The sequence below is a fragment of the Mesorhizobium muleiense genome (genome assembly GCF_900099905.1).
Taxonomy (GTDB): domain Bacteria; phylum Pseudomonadota; class Alphaproteobacteria; order Rhizobiales; family Rhizobiaceae; genus Mesorhizobium; species Mesorhizobium muleiense.
The window spans coordinates 697,301-715,346 of sequence record NZ_FNEE01000001.1 but is presented as its reverse complement, the minus strand read 5'-3'; the positions used below and the strand labels follow the sequence as shown (position 1 = coordinate 715,346).

20 protein-coding genes and 1 pseudogene are annotated in these 18,046 nt (G+C 63.7%); 12 read left to right on the top strand and 9 right to left on the bottom strand.

What is annotated here, in order from left to right; translation table 11 throughout:
• Positions 1 to 14: 14 nt before the first annotated feature.
• On the top strand, positions 15 to 539 hold the full coding sequence (locus BLT09_RS03380) for a SixA phosphatase family protein (RefSeq protein ID WP_091590616.1): 525 nt from the start codon (positions 15 to 17) through the stop codon (positions 537 to 539).
• A gap of 79 nt (positions 540 to 618) precedes the next feature.
• Here the strand turns inward: BLT09_RS03380 and BLT09_RS03375 are convergent, their stop codons facing one another.
• The 7 genes and pseudogenes from BLT09_RS03375 to BLT09_RS03345 form a co-directional block, all read right to left on the bottom strand.
• Complete coding sequence (locus BLT09_RS03375) at positions 619 to 888, bottom strand: DUF680 domain-containing protein (protein WP_091590614.1); 270 nt, start codon at positions 886 to 888, stop codon at positions 619 to 621.
• Between the two features lie 355 nt (positions 889 to 1,243).
• Complete coding sequence (locus BLT09_RS03370; RefSeq protein WP_091590879.1) at positions 1,244 to 1,942, bottom strand: DUF2270 domain-containing protein; 699 nt, start codon at positions 1,940 to 1,942, stop codon at positions 1,244 to 1,246.
• A gap of 56 nt (positions 1,943 to 1,998) precedes the next feature.
• Positions 1,999 to 4,107, bottom strand: a complete 2,109-nt coding sequence (locus BLT09_RS03365) for a molybdopterin-containing oxidoreductase family protein (RefSeq protein ID WP_091590612.1) — start codon at positions 4,105 to 4,107, stop codon at positions 1,999 to 2,001.
• Positions 4,108 to 4,217: 110 nt separating this feature from the next.
• Positions 4,218 to 4,923 (bottom strand): annotated as a pseudogene (locus tag BLT09_RS03360) (cytochrome c biogenesis CcdA family protein).
• 9 nt (positions 4,924 to 4,932) lie between these two features.
• On the bottom strand, positions 4,933 to 5,358 hold the full coding sequence (locus BLT09_RS03355; protein ID WP_236473193.1) for a thioredoxin family protein: 426 nt from the start codon (positions 5,356 to 5,358) through the stop codon (positions 4,933 to 4,935).
• A 292-nt stretch (positions 5,359 to 5,650) separates the two neighbouring features.
• The gene (locus tag BLT09_RS03350; protein WP_091590610.1) at positions 5,651 to 7,528 is read right to left on the bottom strand and encodes an ABC-F family ATP-binding cassette domain-containing protein; all 1,878 of its coding nucleotides are present in this window, start codon (positions 7,526 to 7,528) and stop codon (positions 5,651 to 5,653) included.
• 403 nt (positions 7,529 to 7,931) lie between these two features.
• Positions 7,932 to 8,117 (bottom strand): hypothetical protein, encoded by a 186-nt coding sequence (locus BLT09_RS03345; RefSeq protein ID WP_091590609.1) that lies wholly within the window; start codon positions 8,115 to 8,117, stop codon positions 7,932 to 7,934.
• 149 nt (positions 8,118 to 8,266) lie between these two features.
• Between BLT09_RS03345 and BLT09_RS34180 the strand changes: the two genes are divergently transcribed.
• The 3 genes from BLT09_RS34180 (at position 8,267) to BLT09_RS03330 (ending at position 11,075) form a co-directional block, all read left to right on the top strand.
• Positions 8,267 to 8,437, top strand: a complete 171-nt coding sequence (locus BLT09_RS34180; protein WP_091590877.1) for a hypothetical protein — start codon at positions 8,267 to 8,269, stop codon at positions 8,435 to 8,437.
• Between the two features lie 94 nt (positions 8,438 to 8,531).
• The gene (locus BLT09_RS03335) at positions 8,532 to 10,613 is read left to right on the top strand and encodes an ATP-dependent helicase (RefSeq protein ID WP_091590607.1); all 2,082 of its coding nucleotides are present in this window, start codon (positions 8,532 to 8,534) and stop codon (positions 10,611 to 10,613) included.
• Between the two features lie 159 nt (positions 10,614 to 10,772).
• On the top strand, positions 10,773 to 11,075 hold the full coding sequence (locus BLT09_RS03330; RefSeq protein WP_091590606.1) for a DUF982 domain-containing protein: 303 nt from the start codon (positions 10,773 to 10,775) through the stop codon (positions 11,073 to 11,075).
• Positions 11,076 to 11,165: 90 nt separating this feature from the next.
• Here BLT09_RS03330 and BLT09_RS03325 read toward each other — a convergent pair whose 3' ends face one another.
• Positions 11,166 to 11,678 carry a DinB family protein gene (locus BLT09_RS03325; RefSeq protein WP_091590605.1) on the bottom strand — a complete coding sequence of 171 codons (513 nt, stop codon included), beginning with the start codon at positions 11,676 to 11,678 and terminating at the stop codon, positions 11,166 to 11,168.
• Between the two features lie 88 nt (positions 11,679 to 11,766).
• Between BLT09_RS03325 and BLT09_RS03320 the strand changes: the two genes are divergently transcribed.
• The 4 genes from BLT09_RS03320 to ndk all read left to right on the top strand — a co-directional run bounded on the left by BLT09_RS03320 (position 11,767) and on the right by ndk (position 14,283).
• The gene (locus tag BLT09_RS03320; protein ID WP_091590604.1) at positions 11,767 to 12,459 is read left to right on the top strand and encodes a glutathione S-transferase family protein; all 693 of its coding nucleotides are present in this window, start codon (positions 11,767 to 11,769) and stop codon (positions 12,457 to 12,459) included.
• A 123-nt stretch (positions 12,460 to 12,582) separates the two neighbouring features.
• Complete coding sequence (bluB, locus tag BLT09_RS03315; protein WP_091590602.1) at positions 12,583 to 13,218, top strand: 5,6-dimethylbenzimidazole synthase; 636 nt, start codon at positions 12,583 to 12,585, stop codon at positions 13,216 to 13,218.
• Between the two features lie 134 nt (positions 13,219 to 13,352).
• Positions 13,353 to 13,649, top strand: coding sequence for a DUF1905 domain-containing protein (locus BLT09_RS03310; RefSeq protein ID WP_091590600.1), 297 nt, complete (start codon positions 13,353 to 13,355; stop codon positions 13,647 to 13,649).
• Between the two features lie 211 nt (positions 13,650 to 13,860).
• On the top strand, positions 13,861 to 14,283 hold the full coding sequence (gene ndk, locus BLT09_RS03305; protein ID WP_091590599.1) for a nucleoside-diphosphate kinase: 423 nt from the start codon (positions 13,861 to 13,863) through the stop codon (positions 14,281 to 14,283).
• 132 nt (positions 14,284 to 14,415) lie between these two features.
• Here the strand turns inward: ndk and BLT09_RS03300 are convergent, their stop codons facing one another.
• The gene (locus BLT09_RS03300) at positions 14,416 to 15,183 is read right to left on the bottom strand and encodes a YbaY family lipoprotein (protein ID WP_091590597.1); all 768 of its coding nucleotides are present in this window, start codon (positions 15,181 to 15,183) and stop codon (positions 14,416 to 14,418) included.
• Between the two features lie 283 nt (positions 15,184 to 15,466).
• Between BLT09_RS03300 and BLT09_RS03295 the strand changes: the two genes are divergently transcribed.
• From BLT09_RS03295 to BLT09_RS03280, 4 genes are read left to right on the top strand one after another with little or no spacing between them, the layout of a single operon-like run.
• Positions 15,467 to 15,790, top strand: coding sequence for a BufA1 family periplasmic bufferin-type metallophore (locus BLT09_RS03295; protein WP_027152634.1), 324 nt, complete (start codon positions 15,467 to 15,469; stop codon positions 15,788 to 15,790).
• Positions 15,791 to 15,817: 27 nt separating this feature from the next.
• The gene (bufB, locus tag BLT09_RS03290; RefSeq protein ID WP_091590596.1) at positions 15,818 to 16,747 is read left to right on the top strand and encodes an MNIO family bufferin maturase; all 930 of its coding nucleotides are present in this window, start codon (positions 15,818 to 15,820) and stop codon (positions 16,745 to 16,747) included.
• A complete protein-coding gene (locus tag BLT09_RS03285; protein WP_091590593.1) occupies positions 16,734 to 17,534 on the top strand; it encodes an HvfC/BufC N-terminal domain-containing protein in 801 nt (266 codons plus the stop codon). Before bufB ends, BLT09_RS03285 begins: the two co-directional genes overlap by 14 nt.
• A 2-nt stretch (positions 17,535 to 17,536) precedes the next feature.
• A complete protein-coding gene (locus BLT09_RS03280; RefSeq protein ID WP_091590592.1) occupies positions 17,537 to 18,034 on the top strand; it encodes a DoxX family protein in 498 nt (165 codons plus the stop codon).
• The last annotated feature ends 12 nt before the right edge of the window (positions 18,035 to 18,046 follow it).

Genomic DNA, 18,046 nt, shown 5'->3' with positions numbered 1-18,046 from the left:
AGGAGGAGGCCGGCATGGCGACAACGAGGCAACTTCTTCTTCTGCGTCACGCCAAGTCGAGCTGGGACGATCCTGACCTCATCGACTTCGACCGGCCGCTTTCCGGGCGCGGGCTGAAGGCCGCCCCGCTGGTCGGTCGCGAACTGGCCAGCCAGGGCTGGCTGCCCGATCTGGCGCTGGTATCGCCGGCGCTGCGCAGCCGCGACACATGGCGGCTGGTCTCGGCGGAACTGCCCGCGAAAACGCCGGCCAAATTCGTCCAGGCGCTCTACGAGGCCAGTGCGGCAGACGTTCTCGCCAAGGTCCGGCAGGCAAATGCGGCAACAATCAGCCTCTTGGTGCTCGGCCATAATCCCGGCCTGGAGGAATTCGCGCGCCGACTTGCCGGCGCCGGGTCGGATGCCGCGGCACTCGAAAAGCTTGAAGAAAAATTCCCGACAGCGGCTCTTGTCCGCTTCCTTTTCGACGGTGACTGGGCACGGCTGGCCCTCGGCGATGCGCGGCTGACACACTGCGTTTGGCCGAAGGATCTGCGCTAAACGAGGGCTGTGACTTGATATGCAAAAGCAAGAACGGCGAGCCAAGCCCGCCGCTCTTTGCGTTCCGCAGCTTGAGGATTTAGCGGCCCCAGTTGCCCCGGCCGGACTGAGGCACGACCGGTTCAATCGTGCCGGGCTGGGTCGTCGCGTTGGTATTGACGGTATTGTGCTCCGCCGTAAACGGCTTGCGAATCGAACCCGTGAACGTGCTGTCGATATTTCCAACAGCCGCATTGCCAACAGGCGCGGCCGGCTGGTTGACGCCGTCCGAACCATAGTGGTCGCTGCCGGCAAAGGCGCTGCCTGTGGCAATGAGGATGGCGGCAGCGGTAAGAGCAATCTTGGTCATTTCAGGTACTCCAGTACTTTCATACTTCAGTTGTTGTCCGTCTGGTGGCGTGCCTTGGGAGGATTTCGCGTCGCTCGGACCACCCCGAGGTGGGTTGGCCATGCAGCGGTTTCCAATCACGAAGATGTTCCGGCTACGACCTGAACCGGGTGCTTGAAATCCGCCAAAAGGCTTCCTTCGCCACAATCTTTGACTTTCTTCTCAATGCGTTAGGCGAATATTTCTGCCGCGTGGCCTGGCCATTCGCTGAGCCGACGTTCACTTGGTCTTGCACAATCCGTCAATAAAAACGAACCGATCGGTTCGATTTCCTGCACAAATGAAATCGCGGATCTACCGGTCTTGCGCTGCCGCCCTAGACGTGCACGTCGCCAAAGGAGAGCTCGCCGTCGTCGCTGGCGGTCAGGAACGCCGTGACCAGCAGGCCGGCATAGAGGGCGGCGACCAGCACGACGATGGCCAGGCCGGGAATGGGCCCCAGAGCAGCGCCGGCAACCGCCTCGCGCACCGAACTGACGAAGTCGATGCGGACACCTTCGGTTAGAAGACTGGGGGTCGACAGTTTCAGGGTCCAGGCCAACAGCAGGATCAGCAGCATGTGGATGTAGTTTCGACGCAGACGGCGCGCCAACGCCGCTCGTTGCGAAATGAGGAATTTTGGAGTGCGCAGACTTTCGCCGACGACCAACAGCCAATCGGACGCGAAGTCCGGCTGCGGCGAGAATATCTGCGCGAAATAGTGCCGTTCGAACTGGCGCACGCGGGCCCGGTAAACGTCGAAGAAGCGATATCGCCGCGCTTCTATCCACAGCAGCAACAGAACAAGCAGCATCGCAAAAAGCAGCACGCCGTGATGCGCGCTGGCCGTCGAAAGCGAGATGGACAACATTGCCGCGACGACCGTTATCGCCCAATTGCTCGTCCGGTCCAGGCGGTCGCGCCACCCCGTCATGCGCAGAATCTCGGCGCGATGAAAATGCGCCATCGTGGTCACGAGTTCGCCGGGCGAAAGCGTTCTTCCAACGGGGGCCGGCGCTGCCAACGCTTCTGCCATCACCATGTCTCCAGCGCCACGCAAAAACGGCTGGTTGGGCATATCGTTCCGACGCTTCACTTTGCCGGGCGCAGCCAGACCTTGTTGTCGTGGAACGCCGCACCGCCATAGGGCGCCGGCGCGTCGGCGCCGGTCAGGACGTTGATGCCCTCGCCGCGCTCGTGGGCGCTGTTGGGCCAGATGCCTTCGGCCACCACGACACCGCGCTTGATGCCGTCGAACAATCTTGCGTGCAGCACAACTTCGCCGCGCGCATTGCCGATCTCGACGCGGTCGCCATTGGCCAGCCCATAGGCTGCCGCATCGTCCGGATGCAAAAGCAGTTCCGGCCGACCCTCCTTGGCCATCGACACCGGCGTCTCGGAAAAAGTCGAGTTGAGGAAATTGCGCGCCGGCGAGGTGGCCAGCCGGAACGGATGCGCAGCATCCGCCACCTCGATCAGATCGACATGGTCGGGAAATTCCGGCAGGCTTGCCACCGGCCCGAACAGGCCCATGCTTTTCGGCGGCCGGTTGGGCGCCGCCTGCCCGGTCCAGTCGGCGCGAAAGCGGAATTTTCCGTCCGCGTGGCCGAAGCCGTCGATAAAATGCGCCGCTTCGAAAGCCGGCTGCAAATCGAGCCACTTTTGTTCCTTGAGGCTCGAAAAACTGCCCAGCCCGCGCTTGCCCAAAATGATGTCGATATGCTGCTGCTCGGTCATGCCGAAGCCAGGCCTGTCGCCAACACCGAGCCTTTTGCCGAGTTCCTCGATGACGAAATGGTTGCTGCGCGGCCCTTCCGGCGGGTCGATCAGCTTCGGCCCGAGCGTGATGTGCTGATTGCCGCCGCCCTTGTAGACATCGTCATGCTCTAAAAACATCGTCGCCGGCAGCACGACATCTCCGAGTTTTGCGGTGTCGGTCATGAACTGTTCGTGCACGCAGGAAAACAGGTCGTCGCGCAAAAAACCCTGCTTCACCAGCCGCTGCTCCGGCGCGACATTGACCGGATTGGTGTTCTGGATCAGCAGCGCCGTCACCGGCGGGCCGCCATAGAGCGCATCCTCAGCGCCGGTCAGCACCGGGCCAATGCGCGAATGATCGAGATGGCGGACCGCCGGGTCGCGCATCCGCGTGCCTTCCAGCAGTTCCTGGTTCAGTTTGAAGATGCCCGAATTGGAATGGAAGGCGCCGCCGCCCTCATATTGCCAGCAGCCGGTGACCGCGGCGATCGAGGCGGCGGCATGCATGTTGACCGAGCCGTTGCGCTGCCGCGAAAAACCGTAGCCGAGGCGGAAATAGGTTTTCTTGGTCGTGCCGACGAGACGGGCGAAGGCCTCGATCTCATCGACGGAAAGCCCGGTGATATCAGCCGCCCATTGCGGCGTCCTCGTCTGAAGATGCGCTTCCAGACCGTGCGGATCGTCGGTGTATTTTGCCAAATAGGCGCGGTCGGCCATGCCGTCACGGAACAGCACATGCATCACCGCGCAGGCCAGCGCACCGTCGGTGCCGGGCTTCAGCACCAGGCCGAGATCGGCCTGCTTCATCGTCGCGTTCTCGTAGACGTCGATGACGACGATCTTGGCGCCGCGCTCCTTGCGCGCCTTGATCGCGTGGGTCATGACATTGACCTGGGTGACCACGGCATTGGTGCCCCAGACCACCACGCAGTCGGACTTGGCCATCTCGCGCGGGTCGGGACCGCGCAGCGCGCCGGCCCCCATCATCCAGCCGGTCCAGGCCAGATTGGTGCAGATCGAACCGAAGAAGCCGGAGTATTTTTTCGCATGGCGCAACCGCTCGATGCCGTCGCGCTGCACCAGCCCCATCGTGCCGGCATAGTAATAGGGCCAGACCGTCTCCGAGCCATATCTTGCCTCGGCCGCGATGAATTTTTCGGCGACCAGGTCGAGTGCGGCCTCCCAACTCGCTTCCTTCCAAAGGCCCTCACCCTTGGCGCCCGCCCGGATCAGCGGCTTCAGCAAGCGGTCGGGATGATGGACGCGGTCGGCATAACGGGCGACCTTGGCGCAGATGACGCCAGCCGTGTAGCTGTTGGCCTTGGCGCCATGGACGCGGCCGATGCGCTTGCGGTCGAGCAGTTCGACCTCGAGCGCGCAGGTCGACGGGCAATCATGCGGACAGGCCGAATGGCCGATTTTGAGTTTGGCGTGCTGATTCATAAGCCCAAGCTAGCCGCTTATGGCGGCGGCGTGTAGGGCCAGATGCAGCGCTAACTTGCTTCTCCTTGCTGAGGCAAGCTGAAAATCTGGCGACCGCCAGCGCGGAGCCGTTAGAACTGCGTCGTCAACGCCATCAGCCACTCGGGCGAAGCGTTGACGAGTGCGGTTTCCAACGCCTTGTCGAACCCAGACAGAATCGCGGCGGCGGTCATCACCAGCAAGACGCCTAACGCGACCTTCAGCCCGCTGCCGGCGCCGGCGATGTGGCTGCGCCAACGCAGCAAGGTCGCGCGGGACAGTAGTCCGAGGATCAGCAACGGCACGGCAGCACCGAGACCAAACAGGACCATGGTGACCCCAACCTGGCCAAGGTCTTGGCCCTGCGCTGCAAGGACGGAAGCGGCACCGAGAGTCGGGCCAACGCAAGGGCTCCACACCGCGCCGAGCAACAGACCGACGCCGAACTGCCCCCAAAGGCCAACGGATGAAAAGCCGCCAAACCGCTGCTCGACCCAGTTGCCGGCCGGACCGGCCGCAAGCGCGATATGCGCCTGGAGTGGCGGCACGATCAATATCGTGCCGAGGACGAGCATCAGAACTGCGGCGGCGCTGCGAAAGACACCGCCGTCTAGCCCGACGGAGAACCCGATCGTGGCGACGAAAAGCCCTATGGCCGTGAAGGACATGGCAAGTCCTGCGGCCATAGCGATGCTGACTGACGGCAGCACCGAGCACGATCGGGATCAGCGGCAGCACGCATGGCGACAGCGTCGACAGCACCCCGGCCAGGAACGAAAATATGAAGCCGAGTAGCATCTCCGCCGCTCAGATCGTTTTATCAAGCAATTGCTTGATGGCATCCGCCTTGGTCACGCCAACAAGCCGACCGACTTCCGTTGCGCCCTTGAAGGTGATCAGCGTGCTCTGCATCCGCGCACCAAGAGCCCGAACAACCTCTTTTTGGGAATCGAAATCGACTTCGAAAACGGCCAGGTTTGCGTGCTCGGGCGCACGCAGCAACTTGCCGAGCACCCGCTTCTGCGCCTTGCAGATCGGACACCAGCTGGCGGTGATCTCGACCAGGATCGGCTTGCCTGCCTTTTGCGCCTTTTCGAAGGCCTGCCGTGTGTAGGCCATGCGGCTGGCAGCCAGCGCCGCCGGAGCCGAGGCGAGGCCGGATATTGCGGTCAGGCCGATGAGGAAGGTGCGACGGTCTAGCATTTCTTGACTCCTGAAGGTGTCGGCGGGCAAGTAATCCCGCCATGGTCGGACATGAGGATACGGTCCGTTGTTCGCGCCAGCGACGGCGAACGTTACAGGCTCGCGGAAATGTTACCGAGTCCGCCCTTCGCTTGTGTCCACGTGCAGTGGCGCAAGCGCCTATCTCCCCCCTTGAGGGGGAGATTTCGCCGAAGGCGACAGAGGGGGTCGCGGCGCGTGGAGCGCCGACATCTTTCGCGACGAAGTAAGACGCTGGCGAACTACGCGAGACGACCCCCTCTGCCCTGCCGGGCATCTCCCCCTCAAGGGGGGAGATCACGCGCTACTCCGCCGTGCCTTCCTCGTACTCTGCCGACATCGACAGCCATTTTTCCTCATGGCCGGCCAGTGTCTGGGCCAGTTGCGAGCGTTCCTTGGCCAGCCGTGTCGCCGTCGACGGGTCCTTTTCGTAGACCGCCGGATTGGCGAGTTCGTCCTCGATCAAGTCGATGCGCTTGCGAATGCGGTCCATCAGCGCTTCGGTGGCGCGGATCTCCTTGGCCAGCGGCTCGAAGGCGGCGCGGCGCGCCGCCGCGTCACGGCGGCGGTCGGCCTTCGAGGCCTTTTCGGCCTCGCGCTTGCCGCGGCGGTCGCCGGCCACGCCGGTGACCAGCGTCTTGTAGTCATCGAGGTCGCCGTCAAAAGGATTGACCGTCCCGTCCTTGACCAGCCACAGCCGGTCGGCCGTTGCCTCGAGCAGATGGCGGTCGTGCGAGATCAGGATGACGGCGCCGGGAAACTCGTTCAGCGCATGGATCAACGATTCACGGCTGTCGATATCGAGATGGTTGGTCGGTTCGTCGAGGATGAACAGGTTTGGCCCCTCGAACGCCGACAGGCCCATCAACAGCCGCGCCTTCTCGCCGCCCGACAGGTCCTTGGCGGCGGTGTTCATCTTTTCGGTGGTCAGTCCGAACTGGGCGACCCGGCCGCGCACCTTCGATTCCGGTGCTTCCGGCATCAGCCGGCGGACATGCTCATAGGCGTTTTCACTCGGTCGGAGATCGTCGAGCTGATGCTGGGCAAAGATCGCCACCTTCAGGCCGGGCGCCACCGTCATGGTGCCGGTCTCCTGCTTCAGGCGGCCGGACAGCAATTTGGCGAAGGTCGACTTGCCGTTGCCGTTGGCGCCGAGCAGTGCGATACGGTCGTCGGCATCGATGCGCAGCGTCATCTTCTTCAGGATCGGCTCACCCTCGACATAGCCGACATTGACGTTGTTGAGCGCAATGATCGGCGAGGCCACCGTCTTCACCGGCTCGGGAAAGGAGAACGGCCGCACGTTGTCGTTCACAATCGCGGCGATCGGCTTCATCTTCTCCAGCGCCTTGATGCGCGACTGGGCCTGTCTCGCCTTGGAAGCCTTGGCGCGGAAGCGCTCGACGAAGGACTCCATGTGCTTGCGTGCGGCTTCCTGCTTGACCCTGCCCTTCTCCTGCAATTCGCGCTGCTCGGTGTATTGGCGCTCGAACTGGTCGTAGCCGCCGCGCCAGAAGGTCAGCTTCTTCTGGTCGAGATGGACGATCGAGTTGACGGCGCGGTTGAGCAGGTCGCGGTCATGCGAGATCAGCAGCACCGTGTGCGGGTATTTCGACACGTAGTTTTCCAGCCACAGCGTGCCTTCGAGGTCGAGATAGTTGGTCGGCTCGTCGAGCAGCAGCAGATCGGGCTCGGCAAACAGCACCGCGGCGAGTGCGACGCGCATGCGCCAGCCGCCGGAGAACGACGAGGCCGGCCGCCGCTGGGCGGCGTCGTCGAAGCCAAGGCCGGCGAGGATGGTGGCGGCACGCGACTCGGCCGAATGGGCGTCGATATCGGCCAGCCGCATGTGGATGTCGGCGATGCGGTGCGGATCGGTCGCCGTCGTTTCCTCATCGAGCAATGCGGAGCGTTCTAGGTCGGCCTTGAGCACAATCTCGATCAGCGGCTCCTCGGTGCCGGGAGCCTCCTGCGCCACCTGGCCGATGCGCGTGTTCTTCGGCAGGCCGATCGAGCCGGTCTCGGAGGCGAGGTCGCCGGTGATCGCCTTGAACAAAGTGGTCTTGCCGGTGCCGTTGCGGCCGACAAGCCCTGCCTTGCTGCCGGCCGGCAAGGTCAGCGAGGCATGGTCAAGAAGCAGGCGTCCGGCCATGCGGAGCGAAAGGTCGTTGATGATCAGCATGGCCGCGCTTTTGCACGGGACGTCAGCGCTTCGCAAGACCTCGAGCGCCGGTTGGCCGCATAACGCATGAAAATGGCCGCCAGCGGCGGGTTGCCCGGTGCCGCGGGCGGAGAAAGAAGACGATTGATCCGATCGCCGGCCTCAACGGGTCAACGGACCAGCTCCGGACTGGCCGGCAACCGGCTGCGATGGCGTGGCGCCTGGCCAGCATCGGCTTCTCGCGGCCGAAAACTGCGCATTTGTCAGGTAATTGCCGGTGCAAAGGCGGCGTCTTCGGCTATCGCGTCATGACGCAAGGGCAAGACTCAGCTATGTCTAGGTGTGCGGCGGACCTGATACCCGCCTGGCCGGCGTCATCGCTCCCCTCCCAAGCGGCGCCGGCCATCTTTCCTGCAGGCTTCCATCACTGCGCCGGCGGCGCGGCGGGTTGATCATCGCCTGGCGTCGCGTTGGGCGCAGGGTCGACCTGCGGGTTTTGATCGGCGCCGGGAGCCTTTGTCGGTGGAATGTTGTTGTCGCAGGCAGCGATTGCCAGCGCTGCGGCCAAGACGAGCCAGGTCGGGGCCAGCAAAGTAGAGGGCTTGTTCATCGCAACCTCCTGTCACCGGGCAAACGAGACGGTGCCGATTTGGTTGCACGCTCGGGCAGAACTTGGGCCGTTTTGGAACCCGGGATCAAAACGAGAGAGGGGGAACAAAACACGGGCTCCTCGGTTGGTCCACATCAATGGAGAAAATCATGATCCGTCTGCTCATAGCCGGGGCCGCCGTCTATGTGGCCTACCGCATCGTCAGGGAAATCATCGACGAGGTGCCCGACGACTTCGATCCGCTGTTGCTGCCGCCTCCCGATGACGACAAGTCGCTGGCGCGGCAGTCAGCGGCGATGGGCGTGGAGCCGCAGCGCTAGTTTCGGTTCGTCGGTCGGGCGCCAGCAGGATCGAACGCATCGGTCGCACGTACGAAAGCGTTGCGAACAAAGCAGAAACGATGCTTGATGGGCAATGAACCTCGCTGCCCGTGATTCGACCTTCCGGCCTGCCTATCTCGCAAAGCTGAATGCCGAGCAGTGCGTTGCCGTCGAGCATGGCGATGGCAAGGTCGCCGGGCCGCTGCTGGTGATCGCCGGGGCCGGCTCCGGTAAGACCAGCACGCTGGCGCATCGCGTCGCGCATCTGATCGTCAGGGGCGCCGACCCGAGGCGCATCCTTTTGATGACGTTTTCGCGTCGCGCCGCATCGGAATTGGCCAAGCGCGTCGAGCGCATCGCCGGCGAGGTGCTCGGCCGCGACGCATCCGTCATCACCGATGCTCTCACCTGGGCCGGCACGTTTCACGGCATCGGCGCCAGGCTGCTGCGCGACTACGCGCTGGAGATCGGCCTCGATCCGGCCTTCACCATCCATGACCGCGAGGATTCGGCCGACCTGATGAACCTCGCCCGGCACGAACTCGGCTTCTCGAAAACCGAAGGCCGTTTTCCGACCAAGGGCACCTGCCTGGCGATCTATTCGCGTGCCGTCAACGCGCAGGCGCCGCTCGGCGAAGTTTTGGGTTCGGTGTTCCCCTGGTGCGCGGGGTGGGCAGAACAGCTCAAGGCGCTGTTCGCCCGATATGTCGAGGCCAAGCAGGCGCAGAACGTGCTCGATTACGACGACCTGCTGCTCTACTGGGCGCAGATGGCCGGCGAGCCGGAGATATCGGCGCATCTGGGTGGGCGTTTCGACCATGTGCTGGTCGATGAATACCAGGACACCAACCGGCTGCAGGCCTCGATCCTCGCGGCGCTCAAGCCGGACGGATCTGGGCTGACGGTGGTCGGCGACGATGCGCAGTCGATCTATTCGTTTCGCGCCGCCGAAGTGCGCAACATCCTCGACTTTCCAAAACAGTTCGCCCGGCCGGCCGAGATCGTCATGCTGGAGCGCAACTACCGTTCGACCGAGACCATCCTGGCCGCCGCCAATGCGGTGATCGGCGAGGCCTCGGAGCGCTTTACCAAAAACCTCTGGTCGGAGCGCAAATCGACCGAAAATCCGAAGCTGGTCAGCGTCCGCGACGAGGCCGAGCAGGCGAGTTACGTCTGTCAGGCGATCCTGACCGAGCGCGAGGCTGGCACGGCGCTGAAGGCGCAGGCCGTGCTGTTTCGCGCTTCGCACCACAGCGGGCCGCTGGAGATCGAGCTGACGCGCCGCAACATCCCGTTCGTCAAGTTCGGCGGGCTGAAGTTCCTCGACGCCGCCCATGTCAAGGACGTGCTGGCGGTGCTGCGCTTCGCCGAGAACCCGCGCGACCGCGTCGCCGGTTTTCGCGTGCTGCAGCTTTTGCCCGGCATCGGCCCTTCGGCGGCTTCGCAGATCGTCGACACCATGGCGACGTCGCTCGACGAAGCGATGGGGCTGGCGCGCTACCGCCCGCCGCAACGCGCCGCCGACGACTGGCCGGGTTTCGTCGCGCTGTTCTCGCAGCTTCGCGCCGGGTCGGGAAAATGGCCTGTTGACCTCGAACAGGTCAGGCTCTGGTATGAGCCGCATCTCGACCGCATCCACGAGGACGCAACGACACGCCGGGCCGATATTCTGCAGCTTGAACAGATCGCCTCGGGCTATGCCTCGCGCGAGCGTTTCCTCACCGAGCTGACCCTCGATCCGCCGGATGCAACCAGCGACGAGGCTGGGCCGCCGCATCGCGACGAGGACTATCTGATCCTGTCGACCATCCATTCGGCCAAGGGCCAGGAATGGAAGAACGTCTTCGTGCTCAACACCGTCGACGGCTGCATCCCGATCGATCTCGCCGTCGGCTCGAAGGAGGATATCGACGAGGAGCGCCGCCTGCTCTACGTGGCGATGACGCGGGCCAAGGACGGCCTGCACCTGGTCATGCCGCAGCGCTTTTTCGTCCACAGCCAGGCGGCGCGCGGCGATCGTCATGTTTACGCCTCGCGCACCCGCTTCATCCCGGCCTCGATCCTCGGCGCCTTCGAACAGACATCGTGGGCGAGCGTCCAGGCCAGGAATGATCCGCGCCGCCAGCCGCAAGTGCGCGTCGACCTTGGCGCCCGCATGCGCGACATGTGGAAATAGGCCGCTCTTCGGCACGACGCTCATGCCACGGAGCCTGGTGGCGAAAAATCAAATTTCGGCAACATGGAACCTGATGCCGCAATCCGCGTTTCTGGGCGTCCTACCCCCGGTCGGAGAGCGGCGTCCGCCCGTCACCTCCGCCCAATTCGAGAGGCCAGAATGCACGATAAGACATTTTTCACCCCGGTCGCCGTAACCGTCGGCGCCGGCCATAAGCGCATGATCGCTTCGCTGTTCGACATGCATGAGTTCCTGACCGAGTTTCCACCATCGCGGCGACGCCTGAGCTATGGCGCGGCGGTGAAGGCCTGCGAGGCGGCACGCGCCGGCGAGATCTCGCCCGAAGCGGCGTGCGACGCCCTGATCACCTTCGCAGTTTCAGCAGGCATTCTCTGGCCTTCGGCGCAGCCGGCAGTCTCGGTCAAGCCGATCTCCCGCGACCAGGGCGGATACGCCGCCTGACCGGCCAGGCCTCTTTTGCGACTATGGCCCGTCGAAGTTGCTGTTCGTCTTCGACGGGTTTTCCTGTCAATTCGATCCGATAATCCGAAATCAGGCGTAGGCGCGGCCCTCTTCGCTGCGCTGGAACAGCGTCAGGTCGAGCGGCACCGAAGGCCGGCCGAGAATGGTCAGGATCGCGTGCGCCTGGCCGCGGTGATGTGTCTGGTGATTGAAGAAATGATCAAGCGCCGGCGCCAATCGCTGCGAGACGGTGCGCATGTCGGAGACGGTCATGTAGGAGAAGCGGCCGGACAAAGCCTTGTCGCTTGACGCCCCAACCCAGTCGACGATCCTTTTGTCTTCGGCCTCGCGCGCCAGCCGCAAGCCCGGCAGGGCGCGGTGCAGGACCGTGTCGAGCCTGGCCGGCGCGTCGCCCTCGCCGGTAAAGCGCCTCATCCAGATGCGATCGGCAGTCAGGACATGGTTGAGCGTGCCCATCATCGAGCCGAAGAAGACCCCGACGTTGCGGTGAAAATCTTCCTCGTCGAGATCGGCGGCGGCATCGTAGATGCGGCTATTGGCCCATTGATTGTAGGCCGCAAACATCATGAAGTGCTGTTTCATCGTTTTCTCCGGCCCGCGAGACCCCGTATCGGGTGCTTACCGCAAGGCCCGAACGTCGCTCTAGTAGACCGCAGGGAAGCTGCCGCCAATGACCATTCTGCTCTATGATCTCGTCGGACGCGATGGCGCCCGTCCGTTCAGCCCGCATTGCTGGAAGGCGACGATGGCGATTGCCCACAAGGGCCTCGATATCTCAACCGTGCCGACACGCTTTCTCGAAGTGCCCACCGTTGAAGGCGGCGTTTCAAAACTCGTTCCGGTGATCCGCGACGGCGAGAAGGTGGTCGCCGATTCATTCGCCATCGCGCTCTATCTCGACGAGGCCTATCCAGAGCGACCGACATTGTTTTGCGGCGACGGCGGCAAGGCGATGGCGCGCTTCATCGAACGCTGGTCGCAACTGACCATCCACCCCTATGTCACCACTGCGGCAATCATGGACCTGCACGCCATGCAGGACGAGGCCAACGCCGCCTATTTTCGCCAAAACCGCGAGCAGCGCTTCGGCCAGAGACTGGAAGAGGTGGTGGCGGCGCGGGACGCCGGCCTTGGTGCCTTCCGTACCTCGCTGGAACCATTGCGCTCGATGCTTGCCTATCAGCCGTTCATCGGCGGCCAATCACCGCTGTTTGCCGACTACATCGTCTTCGGCGCGCTGCAATGGGCGCGCATCGCCTCACCCTACCGGTTGCTCGACGACAGCGATGTGGTGGCGCAGTGGTTCGAGCGTTGCCTCGACCTGCATGATGGGCTCGGCCGCACGGTGGCGGCGGCTTCATAGGGGAGTAGGGGAGTAGGTTAGTAGGGAGTAACGAGGTTAGCGTCGGCGCGCATACCTACTGCCCTACTGCTTACCTTACTCCCTTACTCCCTTACTCCCCTACTCCCCTAGCAAAGAGACACCATGACCTCAGACCCGGAATTCCCGGACGATTTTCGCGCCGATCTGGCCAATCTCTTCCTGTGGCGGCGGGACGTCAGGCGATTCAGGCCGACGCCGCTCCCCGAAGGCGCGCTGGAACGGCTGCTTGACCTCGCCAACATTGCGCCCTCGGTCGGGCTGAGCCAGCCCTGGCGTTTCGTCGTAGTCGAGGGTGCGGCGTGCCGCGGCGCCGTCAGGGCATGCTTCGAGCGCTGCAATGCGGAGGCGCTCGCATCGTTCGGCGGCGAACGCGCCGCGCTCTATGCGCGCCTGAAGCTTGCCGGCCTGAACGAGGCGCCTTGTCAATTCGCGGTCTTCGCCGACCGCGGGACGCAACAGGGACATGGGCTCGGCCGCCTGACCATGCCCGCGACCATCGAATATTCGGCGGTGATGGCGATCCATACTTTTTGGCTGGCGGCGCGCGCCGAAGGAATAGGCATGGGCTGGGTCTCGATCCTCGACCCGGCCGAAATGGCGACGATCCTGGACGCGCCGCCGGAGTGGACGCTGATCGGTTACTTCTGCGTCGGCTACCCCTGCGAGAACCACAGCGTGCCGGAACTGGAACGGGAAGGCTGGGAAGTCCGGCGCGCTTCTATGGTGATAAGGCGGTAGTGCAACGGCAACGCTGCCATCCTCCCTTGCAGGGGAGAATGGATATCAGGATGATTTCGCCGGTCGCCGGCGTTGCCGACAAGACACCATGGCAAAGCCAGCCGTGACGGCCTTGATCTGAGGAAGGGCACAAGATGTTTCGCTACGACGTGCAGGCCGAGATCTGGGTCTATCCAGGCAAGGGCGGCTGGCATTTCGTGACGCTGCCGCCGGAGCTTGGGGCACGGATCAAGACGACAATGGCTGGGATGGCACGGCCCTGGGGCTCGCTTGGCGTGGAAGCCGTCATCGGCCAGACCAGATGGCGAACATCGCTGTTTCCCGACAAGAAATCCGGCAGCCTGCTGTTGCCGATCAAGACGGCGGTGCGGGTCCGCGAAGGCCTTCGGGCTGGCGACACGGCCAAGCTGACGATCGAGATGCAGTTATGACAACATTGGTTTTGGCTGACGGCGACACGCTTGCGGCGGTTAAAGCGCGTCGGCGACGCGCTTAAGTTCTTGTTTTTATGCATGTCGTTATCGCAAAACCGCTGCGCACTTTGGCGCGAGATGCATTAGCGCCAGCCCCTTGGCAAGCCGGCGGGCGGCTTGTATAGAGCCCGCCACCGTGAATTCCACCCTCCATCACAAGGACGACCCCATGGCGCTCGAACGCACCTTTTCCATGATCAAGCCGGACGCAACCCGGCGCAATCTCACCGGCGCCATTACCCAGATGCTCGAAGAAGCCGGCCTGCGCGTCGTCGCCTCGCGCCGAGTGTGGATGAGCCGCCGCGAGGCGGAAGGTTTTTATGCCGTGCACAAGGATCGTCCGTTCTTCGGCGAACTGGTCGAGTCGATGTCGTCGGGCCCAACGGTCGTGCAGGTGCTGGAAGGTGAGAACGCCATTGCCAAAAACCGCGACGTGATGGGCGCCACCAACCCGGCCAACGCCGCTGAAGGCACCATCCGCAAAATACACGCGCTGTCGATCGGCGAGAATTCCGTGCACGGCTCCGACGCGCCCGAGACCGCCGCGCAGGAGATCAAATACTGGTTCTCGGACACCGAGATCGTCGGCTGAGCCGATAAGTCACCACGTCATATGGAAAAGGCCGGTGCAATGCCGGCCTTTTTCGTTGCGGCGATCCGGCACCGGACGCCGGGCGCCGACACCCGCCAACTGCGCATGATGCTCAAAAACCGAAACCGGTTATCAGCTCGCGGCGTTGAAGCGCAGGATGACGCGGTCGTCTTTGTCGACGATGATGAGCTTGCCGGCGTCGACATGATACGATGCCGCCTTGGCCAGCGCCTCGAACAGCGCCTTTTCCTCGGCCATAATCTCGGGCGCGCAGGCCTTGAAGGTCGAACCGATGTCACTGATGGCAATCATCGAACCATCGACTTTGGCGGTGGCGAAGTAGGCGTTGCAAGGCCCGCTGCCGCCGGCCTTGCCGGCCTCGTCGATCCTGAACGTCGCCTGCGGCTCGGCGATCACACCGATGCCGTCGATATACTCGATCAGCCAGATCTGCCCGACCACCGGGGCCGACGCCGGCTGCTCGCTCGACGTCACCATCTTCAGCATGATGGTCTGCGGCGCGTCGCTCAGTGGATCGACCTGGTGGCGCATATCGGAGATGAACAACAGCCTGTCGTCGACGGTGATGCGCGCCTGCATCGCATAGGTCATATGGGGCCGGATCACCTGCGGATCAAAGCTGATCTCGAACTTGATCGGCACCTGGCCGGTTGGCGCCACCTTGCGCTCGCCGATGACAGCGGCCGTCGCGTCGGCCAGCGAGACATCGGCAAGCTGCACGGAAAGCACGGCGTTGGGCGGCAGAGCGATGCGCTCGCGATACATCACCTCGCCCTTCAGGGTCTTCTCGGCGGCGACGGACAACTCAGGCACCACCAGTACACCAACGACCAGCGGCACGACACCGAAGATGAAGAACTCGGCGATCCTGCCCAGCATGATCCTGCTCCCCATAATGCGCCAAACTGGTCGGAAGGTCTCGCAGGATTGCGGTGGTTCCGTGGCGCCCCACACGGGCTGTTCACACGGCGGTGCCTTCCGGCGGCTCGTTGCCCTGTGGTCGGCCTCCTTGGCGTGACAGGCGAAATATTGCTCACGCCAAGTCCCCTGGCGATCACGAAGTCGTGTTCCAAAAAGATGTAACGCAGGGAACCTCCGGACCGAACTGACCAATGCGCGCTTGAGGAATGGCGCGCGCAACAATCCAATCGGAGGTGAAATCATGTCAACAAGATCAACCGTGAGCGCGGCCTTCCTGGCCGGCGCCGTTGCCACGGCTCTTGCTTCTTTTGCGACGGCCGCGCCGCTGTCCGAGGCAGAGGCCAAGGCGGCGATGGATGCCGGCAAGGAGAAGTGCTTTGGCGTCGCCCTGAAGGGGCAGAACGACTGCGCGGCAGGACCTGGCACCACCTGCCAAGGCACCTCGACGGTCGATTACCAGGGCAACGCCTGGAAGTTCGTCGACGGCGGCACCTGTACGACGATGGACCTGCCCGGCGACCGCAAGGGCTCGCCCACGGCGCTGACCCGCGACATCCCGTCCTAAGCAATGCAAGCTGCCCGGAAAGCGGAGATGAAGATGAACGGACTGGCCCCGGCATCCCGCATATCGAAAACCTCGCGCTTTCCGGCGCACCCGATCGCCGGCCTTGCCGGCACCAGTTTCAAGCACGAGCATCTGCACGCGATCCTTGGCGACGGCCCAAAGGACGGCTTCTTCGAGGTCCACGCCGAAAATTACATGGGCGCCGGCGGTCCGCCGCACGATGCGCTGGCCAGGATTCGCCGCGACTATCCCGTTTCGCTGCACGGGGTGTGCATGTCGATCGGCGGACCGCGGCCGCTCGACAAAGTGCATCTCGGCCGTTTCAAGGCGCTCGTCGACCGCTATGAGCCGGCGCTCGTTTCCGAGCATCTCGCCTGGTCGACCCACGACACCACCTATTACAACGACCTGCTTCCCCTGCCCTATACGCCGGCAACGGTTTCGCGCGTGGCGGATCACATCGATGAATTGCAGGAGACGATCGGCCGCCCGATCCTGCTCGAAAACCCCTCGACCTACGTCCTTTTCGCGGAATCGACGATGAGCGAGACGGATTTCATCGGCGCGCTGGTGCAGCGCACCGGTTGCGGCCTGCTGCTCGACGTCAACAATGTCTTCGTTTCGGCCACCAATCACGGCTATTCAGCACTTTCCTACCTCGCGGATTTCCCGCTCGCGCATGTCGGCGAAATCCATCTGGCCGGGCACGCCGAGCAGGAGGATGACGAGGGCGACCTGCTGCTCATCGACAGCCATGACGGTCCGGTCGCCGACGCGGTCTGGAAGCTCTTCGATATCGTCATCGGCCAATGCGGACCGCTGCCGACGCTGATCGAGTGGGACAGCGCCATTCCCGACTGGCCGGTGCTCAAGGCGGAGGCCGCCGCCGCCCAAACGATTCTCGACCATCACGGCGACAGCCACCAAGTGTTCGGAAAAGCCCATGCCGCAGGATGAACTCCAGTCGGGCGATCTTGGCCACCGGTTCGACTATGCCGCGGCATTCACCGCCGGTTTGCTCGATCCTGACCGTGTCCCGCCTGACGCTGTCTCGGGGCCGAACGGCAAGGCAGCGGTCAAACGATACGCCGTCTACCGCAACAACGTCACGGTCAGCCTGATCGATGCGCTGGCCGCCAGCTTTCCAGCGACGCTGGGCATCACCGGCCCGGACTTTTTTCGGGCGATGGCGCGCTTCCATATCCGCGAAACGCCACCCACTTCGCCGCTTCTGTTCGAATACGGCCACGACTTTCCCGACTTCATCGAGCGCTACGACTATGCGCGGCCGATGCCATGGCTGGCTGACGTGGCGCGCTTGGAGCGGGCCTGGCTCGACGCCTATCATGCCGCCGACGCGGAACCGCTGGCTTGCGTAGCACTGGGCTCGATCCCGCCTGAACGGCTGGCCGATACCGTGTTCGTGCCACACCCGGCAACGCGTGCGATGCGCTCGCGCTATCCGGTCGTGACGATCTTTGCGGCGAACCGGCGCGACCGCCCTGTCGGGCGGATCGAGGCGGACGGCCCTGAAGATGCGCTGGTCACGCGGCCCGGGCTCGAAGTCTTTGTTCGCCACCTGCCGCCCGGCGGCGCAGCTTTTCTGGATCGTCTGATGGCGGGCGAGCCGCTCGGCGCGGCGGCCGCGGCAGCATTTGCGGAAACTGCCGAATTCGACCTTGCCGCCAACATTGCCGGCCTGCTGCAAGCAGGCGCCTTCACAGCGGCACACCAGGGAGGGTGAGCATGACGAACCATGGGCGGAACGCCAGCGCCGAGCCGCGAGGGGCTGCCACCCTCGTCGAGAGGGTGAATGCCGCGCTGCGCACGAGTGCCACACCGTCGCTGACGCAACTCGTCCTGCGCTGCGCGCTCGCCGTCCCGTTCTGGCGGTCCGGCATTAACAAATGGGACGGTTTTTTGCAGTTGAACGAGGTCGCCGTGCTGCTTTTCAGCTCGGAGCTCAAGCTGCATCTGCCCGGCGGCCCTTACGATTTTCCAGCACCTGGGCTGGTGGCATTCGTCTCAGGGTCGGCGGAAATCCTGCTGCCAATTCTCCTCGTTCTCGGCCTGGCGACACGCCTGGCGGCATTCGGCCTGCTCGTGATGACGCTGGTCATACAACTCACCGTGCCGGACGGCTGGCCGCTCCACATCACCTGGGCGGCGATGGCGCTCGGCATCATGGCGTGGGGACCCGGCCGGATTGCGCTCGATCACTGGATCGGCACTGACAAGGGCTGAGCCAATCCACTT